Raw genomic sequence first — 18,576 nt, forward strand, 5'->3', positions numbered from 1 at the left:
TCGGAAAGCCGTCCCGGACGGGATCGCTCAGCCCTTGAGCGAAGCCATCCACGCCTCGACCTCGTCGGAACGGCGCGGCAGCCCCGCCGAGAGGTTCCGGTTGCCGTCCTCGGTCACGAGGATGTCGTCCTCGATGCGCACGCCGATGCCCCGGTACTCCTCCGGCACCGTCAGGTCGTCGGCCTGGAAGTACAGACCGGGCTCGACGGTGAGGACCATGCCGGGCTCCAGGGTGCCGTCGACGTAGGTCTCGGTGCGGGCGACCGCGCAGTCGTGCACGTCCATGCCGAGCATGTGACCGGTGCCGTGCAGGGTCCAGCGGCGCTGGAGACCCAGCTCCAGGACACGCTCGACCGGACCCTCGACCAGGCCCCACTCGACCAGCTTCGCGGTGAGCACCCGCTGCGCGGCGTCGTGGAAGTCACGGAACTTGGCGCCGGGCTGCACGGCGGCGATACCGGCCTCCTGGGCCTCGTACACCGCGTCGTAGATCTTGCGCTGGATGTCGGTGTACGTGCCGTTCACCGGCAGGGTGCGCGTGACGTCGGCGGTGTAGAGGGTGTGGGTCTCCACGCCCGCGTCCAGCAGGAGCAGGTCGCCGGAGCGGACGGGACCGTCGTTGCGCACCCAGTGCAGGGTGCAGGCGTGCGGGCCGGAGGCGCAGATCGAGCCGTAGCCGATGTCGTTGCCCTCGACGCGCGCGCGGAGGAAGAAGGTGCCCTCGATGTAGCGCTCGGAGGTGGCCTCGGCCTTGTCGAGGACCCTCACCACGTCCTCGAAACCGCGCACGGTGGAGTCGACGGCCTTCTGCAGCTCGCCGATCTCGAACGCGTCCTTGACCAGGCGGGCCTCGGACAGGAAGACCCGCAGCTCCTCGTCGCGCTCGGCGGTGACCTTGTCGGTCAGGGCCGCCTCGATCCCGGCGTCGTGGCCGCGTACGACGCGGACCGGACCGGTCGCTTCGCGCAGCTTCTCGGCCAGCTCGCGCACGTCGGCGGCGGGGATGCCGTACAGCGCCTCGGACTCGGCGAGGGAGTGGCGGCGGCCGACCCACAGCTCGCCCTGCCCGGAGAGCCAGAACTCGCCGTTCTCGCGGTCGGAGCGAGGCAGCAGGTAGACCGTCTCGCGGTGGCCGTCGGCGATGGGCTCCAGGACGAGGACGCCGTCCTCGGTCTGGTTGCCGGTGAGGTACGCGTACTCGGTCGAGGCGCGGAAGGCGTACTCCGTGTCGTTCGACCGCGTCTTGAGGTTGCCCGCGGGGATCACGAGGCGCTCTCCGGGGAAGCGGGCGGACAGCGCGGCGCGGCGGCGCCGGGTCTCGGCGGCCTGGGCGACCGGCTTCAGGTCCCGCAGTTCGGTGTCGGCCCAGCCGCCGCGCATGTTCTCGGCCAGCTCGTCGGAGACGCCCGGGTACAGGCCGTTCTTCCGCTGCTTGATGGGCTCCTCGGCCTCGGACTCCGGGGTCTCCGGGTTGAGCTCGTCGGACACGTGATCCTCCTCCGTACGGCAAGTGGTCTCCCCGGGCTCGCGAGGTCCGCGACCGTGCCCGAGCTGGGAACCACCCTCATCGTACGGTCGTACCGGGACGGACCGGGGCGTCGGGACCGGTGTGCGGGCGGGCGCACACGGTCGCGGTGGGCTCCGGCTCAGTCGAAGCGCGCCGCCAGCAGGACGACGTCTTCGGCGTCCGCCGCCTCGTCCGCCGGGTCCGCGCCCTCCGGCAGGAGCGTGCGCAGCACGTGGTCCACGACGGCGCCGGGGTCGCCGCGCAGGGCGCGCGGGACGTTCGCGGCGGCCGCGTGCAGCCGGGCGAAGGCGCGGTCCATGGCCTCGCCGGTGCGGTGCAGCAGTCCGTCGGTGTAGAGGAGGAGCGTCTCGCCCGGCTCGGCGTGGAACTCCAGGCTGGGCGCCTCCCAGCAGGCGAGCATCCCGAGCGGCGCGGAGAGGGAGGTCTCGGCGAACTCGGTGCGCCGCTCGCCGACGATCAGCGGCGGGCTGTGTCCGGCCCCGGCCAGGGTGATCTTGCGCAGGGCGGGCTCGCAGTAGGCGAAGAGGGCGGTGGCGGAGCGGGCGGGCTCGGTCAGCCGCAGCAGCAGTTCCAGGTCGGACAGGACGGCGACCGGGTCCTCGCCCTCCATCACGGCGTAGGCCCGCAGCGAGGCGCGCAGTCGTCCCATGGCGGCGACCGCGCCGGGCCCGGAGCCGGTGACGGAGCCGACGGAGAGGCCGAGCGCGGCGTCCGGCAGCGGCAGGGCGTCGTACCAGTCGCCGCCGCCGCACGGACCGGTGCGGTGCCGGACGGCGAGCTGGACGCCGGGCACCCGGGGCAGCCGTGAGGGCAGCAGTTCCTCGGTGATGGTCGCCGCACGCGCGCGGGTGCGCTCCACCTCCGTGAGCAGGGCGAGGTGTTCGGCTGCGTGCCGGACGTAGAGCCCGATCAGATGACGGTGGTGCTCGTCGGGCGCGGCCGGTTCGTCGTAGAACCAGACGGCGCCGCCGATGCCGCCCGCCGACTCGGAGACGAGCGGGAGCGCGTAGCAGGCGGCGTAGCCGAGGCGGGTGGCCACCTCGCGGTGGCGGGGGTCGAGGCCGTCCTCGGCGAACAGGTCGGCGCGGACGCTCTCACCGGCGGGGACGGGATGGAGCGGGCCGTGCGGGACGGTCTCCAGCTGGCCGATGTCGGCGCGGCCGATGCCGAGCCCGAGGCTGGTGCGCGGTCCGGGTCCGTCGCCGGGGTCGAGGGCCACGAGGCCGCGGCGGGCACCGACCAGGGCGGCGCCGGCGTGCAGCAGCTCCTGGAGGGCGGCGTCGAGGGTGGCCGTGCGGCACAGACGCTCGGTCAGTTCGTGGAGGGTGGTGAGGTCCGAGACCCAGCCGGCCAGGCGGTCCTGCAGCAGGGTGCCGGGGGCGGGCGGGTGGGGAGCGGGCACGGCGGGTGCGGCGAGCGCGGTGTCCGGGACGGGAGCGGTGTCCGGGGCGGGAGGTGCGGGCGCGACAGTGTGGGCGGGAGTGGGAACTGTGGGATCGATTCCGGCCACTTTCGCTGGGTGCGGGGCGTTCATGGCGTTCGGCTTCCGGGCCGGTGCGTAGTGCTGAAAAGCATCGCAAACCCCCATGTCATTCTGCGCCGCTGGCAGTGTCTCCACATGTACACGGACTCGTGAGGGGATGTCCAGCATTGTCCTGCCGGTATTCCTGGTGTCCATGCGTCTGACGTGCTTTTCCTTCGATGCCCTTGCCTTACTGGCAAGTTGGCTTGAAACTGCCTCGGGTAACGCTTCTTTGCGGTCGACTGGCCCTGCTCCACGGAGCGTCACAGCGGTCGTGATGGGTACGTACTCGGAGAAGGCCAGGGGCGGTTGGGCAACGGCCCGGAACCTGGCGGCGGACCCGGGCGTCATAACCACCGACGGCCGAGCCCCATCCTCCCGTGGCGGAGGCGGAGAGAAACACGCGCGACGGCAAAACGCCAGGCTTCGCCACCCCCGCGCCGCAGCCGTACTCCTGCTGGACGCACCACCGACGCGGCCGATGCTCGACCCCGGGGGGCTCTTCCTGCCGCGCGCGGGGGCGTGATGCGCCACAAGGTACGCACAGTGAAGTGATCGACACATGATGTGATTCCACGGTGTTGCCAGCGGTGCAACGGAGTTGCCCAGCGGTGCAACGGAAAGGAACGAGCGCTCATGCGCGAGATCCTCGGAAGGCGACGCGGGCTGCCGCCCGGGCGGGACGAGTCCGGGCCGGATCGGCTCGGCGCGGCTCTGACCTTCGCGACCGAGTGGCGGTGGCCGGTACTCCCGGGCGTGGCGCCGGACTCCGGCGGCCCGGCCCGCTGCTCCTGCCCCGACCCCGACTGCACGGTGCCGGGCGCCCACCCCTTCGACCCCGGCCTGCTCGCGGCCAGCACCGACGCGCGCATGGTGCGCTGGTGGTGGACCAGGCGCCCGGCCGCGCCGATCGTCCTGGCGACCGGAGGCCAGGCCCCCTGCGCGATCAGCCTGCCCGCGCTCGCGGCCGCCCGCGCCCTCACCCTGCTCGACCGGCGCGGGATGCGGCTCGGCCCGGTGATCGCCACTCCGGTCCGCTGGGCGATCCTGGTGCGGCCGTACTCCATGGAGCAGCTCGGCGAACTCCTCTACGCGCAGGACCATGTGCCCGGCTCGCTCCGGTTCCACGGCGACGGCGGCTATCTCGCCCTGCCGCCCTCCGAGACCGGCCAGGGCACAGTCCGCTGGGAGCGCGCCCCGCTGCCCGGTTCGGCGCGGCCCTGGGTGCCCGACGTGGAGGCCGTGGTGCCCACGGTCGTCGAGGCCCTCACTCGTACGGGTGTGAGCGCGCCCGAGTTGTAGGGGTGTCGGGCGGGAGCGGGCCCGGACCGCCTTCCGGGCTCGTTATGTTCCGCCCATGCTGCGAATCCCCGCGGGCCCCGGCTGCCGGGCCCCCGCCCGGCTGCGTCTGCTCACCTTCGCCGGCCTCGCGGCGGTCGCGGTGCTGCTGCCGCTCGGCGCGGTGTCGGCGGGACAGACGGACGCGGGCGGACCGGACCCTTCCGCCGGTGGCGCGTCCGCCGGCGGCACGTCCGGGAGCGCCGCGACCGCGGGCCGTACGGCTGCCGCCGCCACGCCCGCCGCCGCCACGCCCGCCGCCGGTACGACCGTTGCCGGTGTGCCCGTCGTCCCCGCGCCCGCCGCCCGTACGCCCGCTGCCGTTCCGTCCGCTCCGCAAGTCGCCGTAGCCGGGCGTGAGCGCCCCGGTTCCCTGGGGCTCGGGCAGGCCACCGCCGTGCGCTGCGGGCCCGAACTCTCCGCGCCGGACGGCGTCGAGGCGCAGACCTGTGTGCTGACCCGGGGCGGCGAGACCTGGGCCCGCGCCTACTACCGCAACACCACCGGTGACACGGTCGACGCCCTGCTGAGCCTCATGGGGCCGGGCGGACGGAGCGTGCTGACGCGCTGCGTGGCCGGCGGTGACGACGAGCCCGCCACCTGCGACACCCCGCGCCTGCGCGTCCGGGGTGTCCCGGCCGCCTACACGGCCGTCGCCGAGTTCGCCGGGCGAGGCGACGCCGCGCCTCTGATGCTTCGGGTGGGCAGCAACTTCCCTCACTGACAAGGGAGTTGGTGGCGCATCAAGGATGCGCGGCCGTCACGCGGGCATGGAAAGGCCCGGTTGCTGGCGACGGGGGATGCACCAGCAACCGGGCTACTGGAACGGTAACAAGAGATCGGCGGTTCGCAAATTCCGGCTCGGCCATTCGGCCACCGATTGCCTTGTCGGAATCGGGAGTTGTGACAGGCGTCACCCTCCGTGGCCACCGCCGTCCCGCCGTTCTCAGCTCAGCGTGACCTGCCGGTTCGTCAGGCCGCCGCGGGCCCGGCGCTCCTCCGGCGTGAGCGGCTCGGTGACCGCGAGGGCGGCCGCGAGGCGCTCGGCGAACTCGGCGGCCGGCTTCTCCATGTCGTCGGCGCCGACCCCGGTGGGCAGGTCCCACACCGGCACGGTCAGACCGTGCGCGCGGAAGGAGCCGACCAGGCGGGTGCCCTCGCCGAGGGTGGACTGTCCGGCCGCGTGCAGCCGGGCCAGCGCGTCGAGCAGGCGCTCCTCGGGGTGCGGCATGACCCAGCGCAGGTGGTTCTTCTCCGGGGTCTCGCACCAGTAGGCGGCCTCGACGCCGGTCAGCTTCACCGTGGGGATCGCGGCCGCGTTGGCGCGCTCCAGGGAGGCGGTGACCTCCGCGCTCGCGTTCTCCGCGTCCGGCACCCAGAACTCGAACCCGCTGTGCACGACCGGTTCGAGCGGCGCGGACTCGTCCAGCAGGTCCTGCAGCCGGGGTCCGTCGGCGGGGGCGCGGCTGGCCTCGACCGGGGTACCGGGCTCCGCGTCGAGGGCGCGCAGCAGGGTGTCGGCCAGGTCGCGGCTGATGTCGCCGGAGGCGGTGTCGTTCTGCAGGCCGAGCAGCACCGAGCCGTCGTCGCGGCGCAGGGCGGGCCACGCCATCGGCAGCACGGTGGCCAGCGTGACGGAGGGGACGCCCTCGGGCAGGCCGTCCTTCAGGGGCAGCGCGGCGGTGGCGGCCGGGACCAGCTCGCGCAGGGCCACCCAGTCGCACTCGCCGTTCAGCCCCTCGAAGGGGCGGTGCACCAGCTCGGTCGCCGCGTGGGCGGCGGCCCGGCCGTGGCACGCCTTGTAGCGTCGGCCGCTGCCGCAGGGGCAGTCCTCCCGGGCGCCGACGACCGGGATGTGGCCGTCGGCGGAGCGGGCCCCGCTCTGCTGCGGGCGCTTGGCCTTCGTCTGGGGTCGCTTCTTGGCCATCGTGGGTGTCTCCCGGTTACGGCTCCGTCTGGTACGCGGGGAGCCTAGCCGTTCACGCCACCAGCGGCTCGGACCTGTGGACAACCCTCGGCGGCCCCGGGTCCCGGGCCGTGGCGGGGCCGTCAGTCCAGAGCGTCGAACACGTCCGCGAAGTCCAGTCCGTCCAGCCCCGGGAGGGCGGGGACCGCCGTGACGCGCGTAGCGAAAGCGTGGTGTCCGCAGCGTGCGTCGGGATCGTGCACGTCGGCGTGGACGACCACCCAGACCGTCATCTCACCGGGGATCCCGTCGCGCACGCCCCAGTCGTCGGCGAGCGCGTCGATGATGCTCAGTCCCCGGCCGCCGTGCGCGGAGACCGAGGGGCTCGCCGGAGCCGGGCGGGTCGGGCCGCCGCCGTCCGTGACCTCCACGATGAGCCGCCCCCGCGCGTCCACCCGCCAGGCCGCCCGCACCGAGCCGGTCCCGGCCGGGGCTCCGCCCAGTGGGCGGCCGTGCCGGTACGCGTTGCTGAGCAGTTCGGACAGAATCAGCACGGCGTCGTCGATGACCGATTCGGACACACCGCCGCCGCGCAGTTGCGCACGCATCCGGTGTCTCGCCTTCCCCACGCCCGCAGGGCCATGGGGTACGGCCATGCTCGACCACGTGGGCACCTCTTGTGCCACCACCAACGCCACCCCCGAGACCTCCTTCGCCCCACGCCACGGTGTGGATGCCCCTTTGGCCTGTACCGGAAACCGGTCAGTCTTGTTCCGGCGACGCATTCGCAACGTCCGCACACGCACCGAACGCGCCGGAGCACTCCCTTGTGCTCCCTATGGCCGGGTGGCCGGATTTCGGTGGTGTGGCCGGGAAACGGAGGATGCTTCACCGCGGCTCTTGGGTCAAGGGCCGTGTGCCGGTCGTTACCGGACTCTTGGCTCGTACCGGTCCGCAAGCCGTGCCTCAGGCTGCTCCAGCCGTGCTCCAGCCGTGCTCCAGCCGTGCTCAGTCCAGCCGGCCCAGCCTGCCGAGCACCGCGCGCGGGCGGTTGGTGATGATGGCGTCCACCCCGAGCCGGACGCACAGATCCACGTCCTCGGGCTCGTTCACGGTCCACACATGGACCTGGTATCCGGCGTCTTTCAGCCGTTCGACATATGCCGGGTGGCTGCGCAGGATGCGGATCGAGGGCCCGGCGATGCCCACGCCCTCGGGCAGTCGTCCGTCGCGCAGCCGGGGCGAGACGAACTGGGCGAGATACACGGTCGGCAGGTTCGGGGCGGCCGCGCGCACCCGGTGCAGGGAGCGTGCGGAGAAGCTCATGACGCGCACCGGGGAGTCGGCGGGGTGCTCCGGCGCGTCCAGCGCGAACCGCTTCAGCAGCGTCAGCAGCCGTTCCTCGACCTGGCCGGCCCAGCGTGTGGGGTGCTTGGTCTCGATGGCCAACTGCACCGGCCGTCCCGCGTCCGCGACCAGTTCGAGCAGCCGCTCCAGGGTGAGGACGGAGGTCGCCTCGCGGTCCTCGGGCCGGTGCTCCCAGTCGGGCTCCTCGTCCCGGCCGCGCCCGGAGCCGCGCCCCTTCCAGGAACCGAAGTCCAGGGCCGCGAGGTCGGCCAGCTCCAGGGCGGAGACCGCTCCCCGGCCGTTGGAGGTGCGGTTGACCCGCCGGTCGTGCACACAGACCAGATGGCCGTCGGCGGTGAGTCTTACGTCGCATTCGAGGGCGTCGGCGCCGTCCTCGATCGCCTTGCGGTAGGCGGCCAGGGTGTGTTCGGGCGCGTCCTCGGAGGCCCCCCGGTGCGCGACGACCTGGATGGAGTGCTGTGATACGTGGGTCACGGCGTCATCGTGCCACCGACCGGACGTGTGGCGGGAGGCGTGCACGGTACGCGCGACGGACGCGGTGATGCACCGTAATTCATGCGTATATAACACTTGCCGGAAATGTCCCGTGTAAAGGTTGTCACCGGACCCACAGCCCCCGCTTATGGTGCTCTGACGGCTCGTGGGAAAAGCTGCATACATAAAAACGGGAACGGCACGAGCGAGTGCGACCGACGACGACAGCCGTGGATCGAGGAGAAGAGCTGTGAGCACCGAGAACGAGGGCAACGCGGTACCCCCGGCCCCGTCCGCACCTCCCGTGCCGGTGGACGCTCCCACGGCCTCCGCGCAGGGCGCCGTATCCGAGGGCGGAGCACCGACGACTCCGCTGCCGCCGCTGCCCCAGAGCCCGCCCGGCGCCGTCGGGCAGGCTCCGGGACCGGCATCCCCCGAGGGCCCCCAGGCCCACGGCCAGGGCCCCGCCCCGCACCAGCCCTACGGCACCCCCGCGCCCGACGGCTCCTGGCCCCCGCCCGCCTACGGCGACGCGGGCGGCGCCGGTGGCGCCGGTGGCGCGGGCGGTGGCTGGGGCGCGTCGTACCAGCCGCCCGCCCCCAAGCGCTCCGGGCGCGGCGGGCTGATCGCCGCCGTCCTGGTGGCCGCGCTGGTCGCGGGCGGCATCGGTGGCGGTATCGGCTACACCCTGGCCAAGGACAACGACGGGCAGGGCTCCACCACCGTCTCCGCCACCGACAGCAGCGCCTCGCAGGTCAAGCGCTCGGCGGGCACCATCGCGGGCGTCGCCGCCCGGGCGCTGCCCAGCACCGTCACCATCGAGGCGGAGAGCCGCAGCGGCGAGGGCGGCACCGGCACCGGGTTCGTCTTCGACACCCAGGGCCACATCGTCACCAACAACCACGTGGTCGCCGACGCGGTCGACGGCGGCAAGCTGACGGCCACCTTCCCGGACGGCCGCAAGTACAACGCGGAGATCGTCGGCCACGCGCAGGGCTACGACGTCGCCGTCATCAAGCTCAAGAACGCGCCCGCCGACCTCAAGCCGCTCTCCCTGGGCGACTCGGACAAGGTGGCCGTGGGCGACGAGACGATCGCCATCGGCGCGCCCTTCGGACTGTCCAACACGGTCACCACCGGCATCATCAGCGCCAAGAACCGTCCGGTGGCCTCCAGCGACGGCAGCGCCAGCAGCAAGGCGTCGTACATGAGCGCCCTGCAGACCGACGCGTCGATCAACCCGGGCAACTCCGGCGGTCCGCTGCTGAGCGCCTCCGGCGCGGTGATCGGCATCAACTCCGCGATCCAGTCGAGCAGCAGCGGCGGCCTCGGCTCCGGCCAGTCCGGCTCGATCGGCCTCGGCTTCGCCATCCCGATCAACCAGGCGAAGTACGTCGCCCAGCAGCTCATCAAGAGCGGCAAGCCGGTGTACGCCAAGATCGGTGCCTCCGTGTCCCTGGAGGACTCCACCGACGGCGCGAAGATCACCGACCAGGGCGCGGGCGGCGCGGCCGCGGTCGAGTCGGGCGGTCCCGCCGACAAGGCCGGCCTCAAGCCGGGCGACGTCATCACCAAGCTCGACGACTCCGTCATCGACAGCGGCCCGACCCTGATCGGCGAGATCTGGACCCACCAGCCCGGCGACAAGGTGACGGTCACCTACAAGCGCGGCGGCCAGGACCACACGGTCGACCTCACCCTCGGCTCCCGCGTCGGCGACAACTGACGCCCACCGCCCCCTCCGCCCCTCGATCCCGGTACGCTGTACCCCGCTCCGCCCCAGGTGGGCGAGGCGGGGAGGCGTGCCCGAGCGGCCGAAGGGAACGGTCTTGAAAACCGTCGTGGCAGCGATGTCACCGTGGGTTCAAATCCCACCGCCTCCGCAGCAGCGGCAGTAGACCCGGAAAAGGGCGTTCCTCAGGGGAGGGGCGCCCTTTTCGGTTGCCGGTACGCGGGGCGGGCCGCCAGGGTCGCGCAGAGGGCCGCGAGGGGGAGTTCCGCGCAGAGTGCCATGGCGGCGGCGGTGGCCAGCTCCTCGCCCGGCGCGGCGGTGGCGAGGTCGAGGCAGGCGTCCGCGAGGAGGAGGGCCGCTGCGACGGCCGCGGGGACGCGGTGGCGGGGGTCGCCGTGGAGGAGGCGGCTGCCCGCGGTGAGCAGGGCGGCGGCCTCCAAGGCGTCGAGGGCGACCCAGGCGGCGGCCTCGGCGGGCGGGAGCGTGGCGGCGAGGTAGCCGAGCCAGGGGAGGAGGACCAGGCCCGCGCCTGCCAGGACGCGGCCGTGCCGGCGGTGGGGGTGGGGGGAGACGCCGGAGCGAACGCTCTGGCGCAACGGGTGGTTCAGGGCCATGGCGGAGGTCTCTTCCGGTGTCGTGAACCCGGCCGTCGGGCTCGTGATCCACTCTCCGCGCCGCGTCGGCCCGAGTCGGTAGCGCCGCTGTCCGACCTGGGGTGGCACTGGCTACACCCTTGATACGGACGGAAGTTGGATGTCCGATCCGAGTGCCCGGCGCCTACGGTGGCGCCATGAGAATCCCGCCCCGCACGCGGCGCGCCCTCACCCGGCTGGTCCGCGACGTGTCCTTCCTCGCCGTGGGGGCGCCGCTCCACCTCTTCACGGGGCTGATGCTGTTCACGGTCTCCGGCCTGGCGTGGGAGATCGTCGCCGGAGGCGACAGCACCGCGCCGGTGATCCTGGGGGTCGCGCTGCTGCTGACAGGGGGCGCCGTGCCGGTGCTGACCGCCGCGCAGCGCGGGCGGTTCCGCCGCTTCCTCGGGATCGAGATCCCCCGCTCCGGATGGCGTCGGCCGTGGCGTCTGTTCGGATACCACTGCCTCGCCGGAACGCTCTTCGGCGGTCTCGAAGTGCTGCTGGTGGGAGTGCTGTTGGCCTCCCTGACCGCGTCGCTGACCTGGGCGTGGGTGTACGCGCTGCCCTGGGAGTGGCGGATCGAGCACCTCGGCTACTCCGTGCAGGCGGTGTACGTCTCCGTGGCAGGGCTGCTCGTGCTGGCCGCCGTTCCCGGCGCGGCCGCCGCCCTCGTACGGCTGGAGAGCCAGGTGGTGCCCGCCCTGCTCGGCCGCAGCCGCGAGGAGGACCTGGCGCGGCGCGTCGAGGACCTCACCGAGAGCCGGGCCGGTGCCGTGGACGCCGCCGACGCGGAACGACGGCGTATCGAAAGGGACTTGCACGACGGCGCACAGCAGCGCCTGGTGTCCCTCGCGCTGAACCTCGGCATCGCCCGCGCCACACTGACCGAACTGCCGCCCGAGGCACGGGAGGTGATCGACACCGCGCACCGGGAGGCGAAGGAGGCGATCGAGGAGCTGAGCGGTCTCGTCCGCGGGCTGCACCCTGCCGTGCTGGACGAACTCGGCCTGGACGCAGCCCTGTCGGGGCTCGCGGCTCGCGCCCCGCTGCCCGTACGACTCCGGGTGGATCTGCCCCGGCGGCAGCCCCCGGCGGTCGAGGCGGTCGCGTACTTCGTCGTCTCCGAGGCGCTCACGAACGTCGCCAAGCACGCTCGCGAGGCGACCCGCGCGGAGGTGACGGTCACCCGGCTGGGCGGAATACTGCGGCTGGTGATCTCCGACGACGGCCCGGGCGGCGCCGATCCCGTCAAGGGAAGCGGCCTCACCGGGCTCGCCCAGCGCGTGCGGTCGGTGGACGGGACGTTCCGGATGAGCAGCCCCGTGGGGGGACCGACGATGATGAACGTGGAGCTGCCGTGCCCGAGTTGAGACGCGCCGTGATCGCCGAGGACTCCGTGCTGCTGCGGATCGGGCTGGTCAAGGTCGTGGAGATGGCCGGCTTCGAGGTGGCGGCCGAAGTGGGTGACGCGCAAGCGCTGTTGGACGCGGTGGAGGAGCACACTCCCGCGCTGGCGCTGGTGGACGTCCGTATGCCGCCCGGCTTCGCAGACGAGGGCGTGCGCGCCGCCCTGTCGATCCGCCGCTCCCACCCCTCGACCGCCGTCCTGCTCCTCTCCCAGTACGTCGAGGAGCGCTACGCCGCCGACCTGCTGGCCGCCCACACCAGCGGGGTCGGCTACCTCCTGAAGCAACGGGTCGCGGACGTGGAGGAGTTCGTCGAGGCGCTGCGGCGCGTGGCGGACGGTGGCACCGCGCTCGACCCCCAGGTCGTCGCCCAGCTCCTCGTCCGCCGCCGCAGCGACCCCCTCGACCGTCTCACCTCCCGTGAGCGCGACGTCCTCGCCCTGATGGCGGAGGGCCGCTCCAACGCGGGCATCGCGTCCCAACTCGTCGTCAGCGAGAGCGCGGTGGCCAAGCACATCAACAACATCCTGGCCAAGCTGGACCTCCCCCGGGCGGACGCGGACCACCGGCGGGTGCTGGCGGTACTGCGCTTCCTGGGGGTGGGGGCGTGAACGAGCCGAAGCCCCCACGCGGGTATCGGGGCTGGCGCGGCTTGTGCCGTCCGTCGCCGCCTTCGTAGGTTGACGCCATGGGACTCTTCGACAGACTGACCGGCACCCGGCACCCCGAAGAGGGGGTGGCGCCGGTCTCCCGGGAGGAACTGCGGGCGGCGTTGCTCGGGCTCAACGAGGGCGAGGTCCCGTACGTCGTGCGGTACGGCGGCGGTGAGGGGTGCGATGTGCTGGCGGAGTGGCGGCTGACGGAGCCGGCGTGGCAGCAGGTCTTCGTGCGGTCCCAGATCAGCCATGCCCTCAAGATCCGGATGCGCTTCGACCAGCAGGCGCACGAGGTGCGGGCCCTGGAGGAGCAGTGGGAGCTCGAGCGGGTCGGCAGTCCGGTGCGGCTTCAGATGACGGCGAGGTACGAACGCGGCCCTAGCCGCACCGTCAGCCGGCAGTGGACCGTGGGCCGGGGGGAAGACGGCCGGCTCGGGATGACGGAGACCTTCCACTTCGACAGTGCCCAGATGCGTGACCCGCTGCGCGAGACCGTGCTGCGATCCGGCTGGACCTGGCGGGGCGTCGTCTTCGGGAAGCTGTGACGGGCCGTATTTCCGGTGGCGGTGGCGCGGTGCGGCGTTATCGTGGGGCCATGCGTTCTTCGTCGTGCCGTAGCTGGTGGCGCTCCTTGTAGGAGCGGCCGCCTTTTACGCAGGACCACATGGCAGGGGCCGTTCGGACGGACGGCCCCTGTTCGTGTTCCCGGACCTGGGTGCGTGCCGTCCCGACGGCACGAGCGACGACCAGGAGACTCCGTGGACACCACCGCGCGTACCACCACCCCGCTGGACGAGCGGATCGCCGAGGACCCCGGGCGGTTCCGTATCCTCACCGGCGACCGGCCCACCGGGCGGCTCCACCTGGGGCACTACTTCGGCACGCTGCACAACCGGGTGCGGCTGCAGGACCTCGGCGTGGAGACGTTCGTGATCATCGCGGACTACCAGGTGCTGACCGACCGGGACGTGGCGGACGATCTCACCGGGCACGTCGAGGAACTGGTCCTCGACCATCTCGCCGTCGGCGTGGACCCGGCGCGGAGCACCGTCTTCACGCACAGCGCGGTGCCCGCGCTGAACCAGCTCCTGCTGCCCTTCCTCAGCCTGGTCTCCGTGGCCGAACTGAGCCGGAACCCCACGGTCAAGGACGAGATCGCGCACGCGCGGCAGGCGGCCGTCAGCGGTCTGATGTTCACGTACCCCGTCCACCAGGCGGCCGACATCCTCTTCTGCAAGGCCAACCTGGTCCCGGTCGGCCAGGACCAGCTCCCGCACCTGGAGCTGACCCGGACCGTCGCGCGCCGCTTCAACGAGCGGTACGGCGACGGCGCCGGAGTCTTCCCCGAGCCCGAGGCCCTGCTCTCCCGCGCTCCCGCACTGCTCGGCACGGACGGCACCAAGATGAGCAAGAGCCGGGGCAACGCCATCGCGCTCGCCGCGACCCCCGACGAGACCGCCCGGCTGGTCAGAGGCGCCAGGACCGACGCCGAGCGGCACATCCACTACGACCCGGAGGGCCGCCCCGAGGTCTCCTCCCTGCTCCTGCTGGCGGCGCTGTGCCAGGACCGGTCCCCCGAGGAGATCGCGGACGAGATCGGCTCCCTGGGGGCGGCGGCGCTGAAGAAGGTGGTGACCGAGTCCGTCAACGAGTACCTCGCCCCGATCCGCGCCCGCCGCGCCGAGTACGCCCGCGACCGCGCCCTGCTCCGCCGCGTCCTGCGCGAGGGCAACGAGCGGGCCCGGGCCGTCGCCGACGCCACCCTCGCGGAGGTGCGCACCGCCATAAACAGCGACTACTGAAGCGCGGTCGCCGCGGCGGGTCAGGCGTCCTGCGGGTACCAGCGCAGCTCCACCGTGTTGCCGTCCGGGTCCCGGACGTACACGGAGGTCGCGGTACCCCGGGCGCCGTCCCGCCGCACGGGCCCCTCCACGACGGCCACCTCCGCCGACTTCAGGAACTCCGACCAGTCCAGCGGGTCCACGGTCAGACAGAAGTGGTCCACGTTCGACTCGCCCCGGGGCTTGCCGACCACGTCGATGATCGTCTCCGGGGAGACCCGCACCGAGGGGAACGGCGCCTTCCCCGCCCGCCACGCCTCCACGTTCACCGGCTCAAGCCCGAGAAACCCGGTGTAGAAGCCGAGGGAGCGCTCGACGTCGGCGACGTTGAGGACGAGGTGGTCGAAGCCCTTGACGTGCAGTTCCGTCATGTTTCCCTCCAGAGGAAGACCGTGTGGACGCGTCTTCCACGATCCGCCGGGGCGGGGAGACCATCAAGCGCGCGCCGGTCTGCGTTCGTTGAGCCTGGCTCGACGAACGGGGGACCTCGTGCCGGGACGGTCACGGGGTCCACCGCACACGCGCGGGCGGGGCGGTGCGACGCGGCCCTGGCGGACGCGGCGCGGAGTCAGGGCGGCGGGACACGGCTGCCGCTCTCGGCGGACGCCCCCGTCACCCGCGCCGCCGAAGCGATCGTCGCGCGGGCCTCCGGCTCCGGGAGGCCCGTGGCCAGGGCCGCTTCGAGGAGGGAGGCGGTCAGGGTGGGGCCGAGGCCGGATTCGTGGGCGCGGCAGGCGGCCCAGAAGAGGCGGGTGTTGCGCTGGCCCTCGTGGGCGGTGAGGACGAAGTGGAGGAGGCCCCGGCCCTCGGTGGGGGCGCGGCGGGGCGTACGGGGCGGGCGGGGTGGCGGCAGGAGCAGGCGCAGGAGGTTGCGGGGGCAGGGGGCGGGGCGCAGGTGGGCGGTGCCGGGGGCCGTGACGTAGACGCCGTGGGCGGTGCGGGAGCCGGGGCCGACCAGGTAGCCGCCGGCGCCGCGGATGTCGATTCCGGGGGCGAGGCGGCTCGCGGAGTTGGGTACGACGGTGTCCGGTGGGCCGGTGAGCCAGAGGTGGCGGCCGCCGCTCGGCGTCAGGACGACGACCGTCGGGGGGATCGTGAACCGGAACCTCAGGCCCAGGGCGCGCAGCGCGGCCGGGGCTTCGGTGCCCGGCTTGGTGTCCAGGTCGACGCCGACGAGGTGGTGCGGGGGCAGGCCGCAGGCGATGCCGTAGCCGGTGGCCCAGGGAGCCGCGGCGAACAGTTCCCGGATGCGGGCGGGGTCGGTGGAGGCGTCGTGGACGCCGTGTCCGGGGCGGCCGCACTCGCCGTGGCAGGGTGGACGCGCGGGGTCGCCGCGGTGCGGCGAGCGCAGCGCCGGGAGCTTGGTCCGGGACAGGGGGAGGACGGCCAGACCGCGCTCGGCGGCCGAGAGGGCGTGGGCGAGGGCCAGGGCGGTGACCTGTCGGCGGAAGGTGGCCATGGAACGATAGTCGTACGTATGTTCGATGATCGCCAGAGGGCCTCCGGGGTCCGTCCCGGACGCCCGTGAGGTCCGTCCCGGGGGCGGCATCGAGTCGGTCCCGGCCGGTCTCCCGGGTCCGTCCCGGCTCGCCCCCTCAGGGTCAACCCTCAGGCCGGATCGCGGGGTACTCCACCCTCAGGAGGTGAGGCCACCCCCGGACCTCCGACCTGAGGCGGACCCCGCTTCGGGACCTGCGGCCGATCCGCCGCGGGCACCTCCACTCCTAGCGTGGAGCCATGACCGCACCCGTCTGCTCCAGCGCCTCGGCCGCCGCCGCACCAGCGCGGCAGACCCTTCCGCACCCCCGGCTCCGTACGGCCACGACCACGTACTCGTCGTTCTCCTCCTACGTCCGCGCCCGGCGCCCCGTGCTGCTGCGCACCGCGCGCTCCCTGACCACCAACCCGAACGACGCCGAGGACCTGCTCCAGACCGCGCTCGCCAAGACCTACGCCGCCTGGGAGCGGATCGAGGACCACCGGGCGCTCGACGGCTATGTGCGGCGCGCCCTGCTCAACACGCGGACCTCGCAGTGGCGTCGGCGCAAGGTGGACGAGTTCGTCTGCGACGAGCTGCCTGAGCCGGAGGTGCGGGGCGGCCTCGCGGACCCCGCCGAATGCCAGGCGCTGCACGACGCGATGTGGCGCGCGATCGCCAAACTCCCCGCCCGCCAGCGCGCGATGGTCGTCCTGCGCTACTACGAGGACCTGAGCGAGGCCCAGACCGCCGAACTGCTCGGCGTCTCGGTCGGCACGGTCAAGTCGGCGGTGTCGCGTGCGCTCGGCAAGCTGCGGGAGGACCCGGAGCTGGGGGTCGTGCGCCGGGACGGGTCGGACGCGGGGGTCTGATCCGGCCGGTGCCGGAGGGGGAGTGCCCGCCCCCTCTGACCGGCGAGTTTCGGCCCCCCTAGTGACATACCGCGCGGTATGTGCGCAGAATCAGCGCGACTCTACTTCCGCTGAGGCAATGTTGCCGGGGAGGACGCCCGCCGTGCTGAGCACCATGCAGGACGTACCGCTGCTGATCTCGAGGATTCTCACCCACGGGTCGACCGTCCACGGATCTTCGCGGGTCACCACCTGGACCGGGGAAGGAGAGCCGCACCGCCGCACCTTCGCCGAGATCGGCGCCCGGTCGGCCCAACTGGCGCACGCCCTGCGGGACGAGCTGGGGGTGACGGGCGACGAGCGCGTGGCCACCCTGATGTGGAACAACAGCGAGCACGTCGAGGCGTACTTCGCGATCCCCTCCATGGGCGCCGTCCTGCACACCCTCAACCTGCGGCTGCCCGCCGAGCAGCTCGTGTGGGTGGTCAACCACGCCGCCGACCGCGTGATCGTCGTCAACGGCTCGCTGATCCCGCTGCTCGCGCCCCTGCTGCCGCAGATGCCGACGGTCGAGCACATCGTCGTCGCGGGCCCCGGCGACCGCGCCCCGCTGACCGGCGGCACCGCGCGCCTGCACGAGTACGAGGACCTCCTCGCCGGCCGCCCGGAGAGCTACGACTGGCCCCAGCTGGACGAACGCCGGGCCGCCGCCATGTGCTACACCTCCGGCACCACCGGCGACCCCAAGGGCGTGATCTACAGCCACCGTTCGATCTACCTGCACTCCATGCAGGTCAACATGGCCGAGTCGATGAGCCTGACCGACTCGGACACCACCCTGGTCGTGGTCCCGCAATTCCACGTGAACGCGTGGGGCCTGCCGCACGCCACCTTCATGTCCGGCGTCAACATGCTGATGCCGGACCGGTTCCTCCAGCCCGCGCCGCTCGCCGAGATGATCGAGTCCGAGCGCCCCTCGCACGCGGCCGCCGTCCCCACCATCTGGCAGGGACTCCTCGCCGAGCTGCGCGCCAAGCCCCGTGACGTCTCCTCCCTCGGCCAGGTCACCATCGGTGGCTCGGCGTGTCCGCCCTCCCTGATGGAGGCGTTCGACGAGCTGGGGATGCGGGTCTGCCACGCCTGGGGCATGACGGAGACCTCCCCGCTCGGCACGGTCGCCCGTCCGCCGGCCCACGCCATCGGCACCGACGAGGAGTTCGCCTACCGCGTCACCCAGGGCCGCTTCCCGGCGGGCGTCGAGGCCCGCCTCACCGGACCCGACGGCGAACGCCTCCCCTGGGACGGCGAGTCGGCGGGCGAGCTGGAGGTGCGCGGCCCCTGGATCGCGGGCGCCTACTACAACGGCCCCGACGCCGAACCCCTGCGCCCCGCCGACAAGTTCAGCGAGGACGGCTGGCTGAAGACCGGCGACGTCGGCATCATCTCCCCGGACGGCTTCCTCACCCTCACCGACCGCGCCAAGGACGTCATCAAGTCCGGCGGCGAGTGGATCTCCTCGGTCGACCTGGAGAACGCGCTGATGTCCCACCCGGACGTCACCGAGGCGGCCGTGGTTGCCGTGCCCGACGACAAGTGGGGCGAACGTCCGCTGGCCACGGTCGTGTTGAAGGAGGGCGCCCAGATCGGCTTCGAGGCGCTGCGCGCCTTCCTCTCCGAGGAGGCCGGGGTCGCCCGCTGGCAGTTGCCCGAGCGCTGGACCATCGTGGAGACGGTCCCGAAGACCAGCGTCGGCAAGTTCGACAAGAAGAAGATCCGCGAGGCACACCGGCTGGGCGAGCTGGACGTGACCAAGCTGGCCTGACCGTCCGCCCTTTACGGGAT

General features: G+C 72.9%; 17 protein-coding genes and 1 tRNA gene. 10 read left to right on the forward strand and 8 right to left on the reverse strand.

Features of this window, described 5'->3' with window-relative positions; all coding sequences use genetic code 11:
* Window positions 1–27 precede the first annotated feature (27 nt).
* Both ACWEEU_RS22615 and ACWEEU_RS22620 read right to left on the reverse strand, forming a co-directional pair.
* Complete coding sequence (locus ACWEEU_RS22615; RefSeq protein WP_385748979.1) at window positions 28–1,488, reverse strand: aminopeptidase P family protein; 1,461 nt, start codon at window positions 1,486–1,488, stop codon at window positions 28–30.
* A 158-nt stretch (window positions 1,489–1,646) separates the two neighbouring features.
* The gene (locus tag ACWEEU_RS22620; RefSeq protein ID WP_451734684.1) at window positions 1,647–3,179 is read right to left on the reverse strand and encodes a PP2C family protein-serine/threonine phosphatase; all 1,533 of its coding nucleotides are present in this window, start codon (window positions 3,177–3,179) and stop codon (window positions 1,647–1,649) included.
* Between the two features lie 507 nt (window positions 3,180–3,686).
* On the opposite strand from ACWEEU_RS22620, the gene ACWEEU_RS22625 reads away from it, so the two are divergent.
* Window positions 3,687–4,352, forward strand: a complete 666-nt coding sequence (locus ACWEEU_RS22625) for a bifunctional DNA primase/polymerase (protein ID WP_451734577.1) — start codon at window positions 3,687–3,689, stop codon at window positions 4,350–4,352.
* 55 nt (window positions 4,353–4,407) lie between these two features.
* Window positions 4,408–5,112: a hypothetical protein gene (locus ACWEEU_RS22630; protein WP_451734579.1), complete on the forward strand. Its 705-nt coding sequence runs from the start codon at window positions 4,408–4,410 to the stop codon at window positions 5,110–5,112.
* A gap of 222 nt (window positions 5,113–5,334) precedes the next feature.
* Here the strand turns inward: ACWEEU_RS22630 and ACWEEU_RS22635 are convergent, their stop codons facing one another.
* From ACWEEU_RS22635 to ACWEEU_RS22645, 3 genes are all read right to left on the reverse strand, one after another.
* Window positions 5,335–6,315, reverse strand: coding sequence for a DUF5926 family protein (locus tag ACWEEU_RS22635; protein ID WP_385748988.1), 981 nt, complete (start codon window positions 6,313–6,315; stop codon window positions 5,335–5,337).
* Between the two features lie 122 nt (window positions 6,316–6,437).
* Window positions 6,438–7,079 carry an ATP-binding protein gene (locus ACWEEU_RS22640; RefSeq protein ID WP_385748991.1) on the reverse strand — a complete coding sequence of 214 codons (642 nt, stop codon included), beginning with the start codon at window positions 7,077–7,079 and terminating at the stop codon, window positions 6,438–6,440.
* Window positions 7,080–7,302: 223 nt separating this feature from the next.
* The gene (locus ACWEEU_RS22645; RefSeq protein ID WP_451734582.1) at window positions 7,303–8,136 is read right to left on the reverse strand and encodes a glycerophosphodiester phosphodiesterase; all 834 of its coding nucleotides are present in this window, start codon (window positions 8,134–8,136) and stop codon (window positions 7,303–7,305) included.
* Between the two features lie 250 nt (window positions 8,137–8,386).
* Between ACWEEU_RS22645 and ACWEEU_RS22650 the strand changes: the two genes are divergently transcribed.
* Both ACWEEU_RS22650 and ACWEEU_RS22655 read left to right on the forward strand, forming a co-directional pair.
* The gene (locus tag ACWEEU_RS22650) at window positions 8,387–9,862 is read left to right on the forward strand and encodes a S1C family serine protease (protein ID WP_385748997.1); all 1,476 of its coding nucleotides are present in this window, start codon (window positions 8,387–8,389) and stop codon (window positions 9,860–9,862) included.
* Between the two features lie 70 nt (window positions 9,863–9,932).
* Window positions 9,933–10,019: transfer RNA gene (locus tag ACWEEU_RS22655), tRNA-Ser, on the forward strand.
* Window positions 10,020–10,053: 34 nt separating this feature from the next.
* Here the strand turns inward: ACWEEU_RS22655 and ACWEEU_RS22660 are convergent.
* Complete coding sequence (locus ACWEEU_RS22660) at window positions 10,054–10,482, reverse strand: hypothetical protein (protein ID WP_451734584.1); 429 nt, start codon at window positions 10,480–10,482, stop codon at window positions 10,054–10,056.
* A 176-nt stretch (window positions 10,483–10,658) separates the two neighbouring features.
* On the opposite strand from ACWEEU_RS22660, the gene ACWEEU_RS22665 reads away from it, so the two are divergent.
* From ACWEEU_RS22665 to trpS, 4 genes are all read left to right on the forward strand, one after another.
* Entirely contained in the window at window positions 10,659–11,873 is a 1,215-nt protein-coding gene (locus ACWEEU_RS22665) for a sensor histidine kinase (protein WP_451734586.1), read from the forward strand.
* A gap of 8 nt (window positions 11,874–11,881) precedes the next feature.
* Entirely contained in the window at window positions 11,882–12,520 is a 639-nt protein-coding gene (locus tag ACWEEU_RS22670; RefSeq protein ID WP_385749027.1) for a LuxR C-terminal-related transcriptional regulator, read from the forward strand.
* 77 nt (window positions 12,521–12,597) lie between these two features.
* Window positions 12,598–13,110, forward strand: a complete 513-nt coding sequence (locus ACWEEU_RS22675) for a hypothetical protein (RefSeq protein ID WP_385749006.1) — start codon at window positions 12,598–12,600, stop codon at window positions 13,108–13,110.
* Between the two features lie 213 nt (window positions 13,111–13,323).
* Window positions 13,324–14,367: a tryptophan--tRNA ligase gene (gene trpS, locus ACWEEU_RS22680; RefSeq protein ID WP_451734588.1), complete on the forward strand. Its 1,044-nt coding sequence runs from the start codon at window positions 13,324–13,326 to the stop codon at window positions 14,365–14,367.
* Between the two features lie 20 nt (window positions 14,368–14,387).
* Here trpS and ACWEEU_RS22685 read toward each other — a convergent pair whose 3' ends face one another.
* Window positions 14,388–14,777, reverse strand: a complete 390-nt coding sequence (locus ACWEEU_RS22685; RefSeq protein ID WP_451734590.1) for a VOC family protein — start codon at window positions 14,775–14,777, stop codon at window positions 14,388–14,390.
* Window positions 14,778–14,974: 197 nt separating this feature from the next.
* A complete protein-coding gene (locus ACWEEU_RS22690) occupies window positions 14,975–15,865 on the reverse strand; it encodes a bifunctional DNA primase/polymerase (protein ID WP_451734592.1) in 891 nt (296 codons plus the stop codon).
* 278 nt (window positions 15,866–16,143) lie between these two features.
* On the opposite strand from ACWEEU_RS22690, the gene ACWEEU_RS22695 reads away from it, so the two are divergent.
* Both ACWEEU_RS22695 and ACWEEU_RS22700 read left to right on the forward strand, forming a co-directional pair.
* Window positions 16,144–16,755: a SigE family RNA polymerase sigma factor gene (locus ACWEEU_RS22695; protein WP_385749017.1), complete on the forward strand. Its 612-nt coding sequence runs from the start codon at window positions 16,144–16,146 to the stop codon at window positions 16,753–16,755.
* Window positions 16,756–16,897: 142 nt separating this feature from the next.
* Entirely contained in the window at window positions 16,898–18,556 is a 1,659-nt protein-coding gene (locus ACWEEU_RS22700; RefSeq protein WP_451734594.1) for a long-chain fatty acid--CoA ligase, read from the forward strand.
* Window positions 18,557–18,576: the final 20 nt, after the last annotated feature.

The organism is Streptomyces sp. NPDC005004 (genome assembly GCF_053600675.1).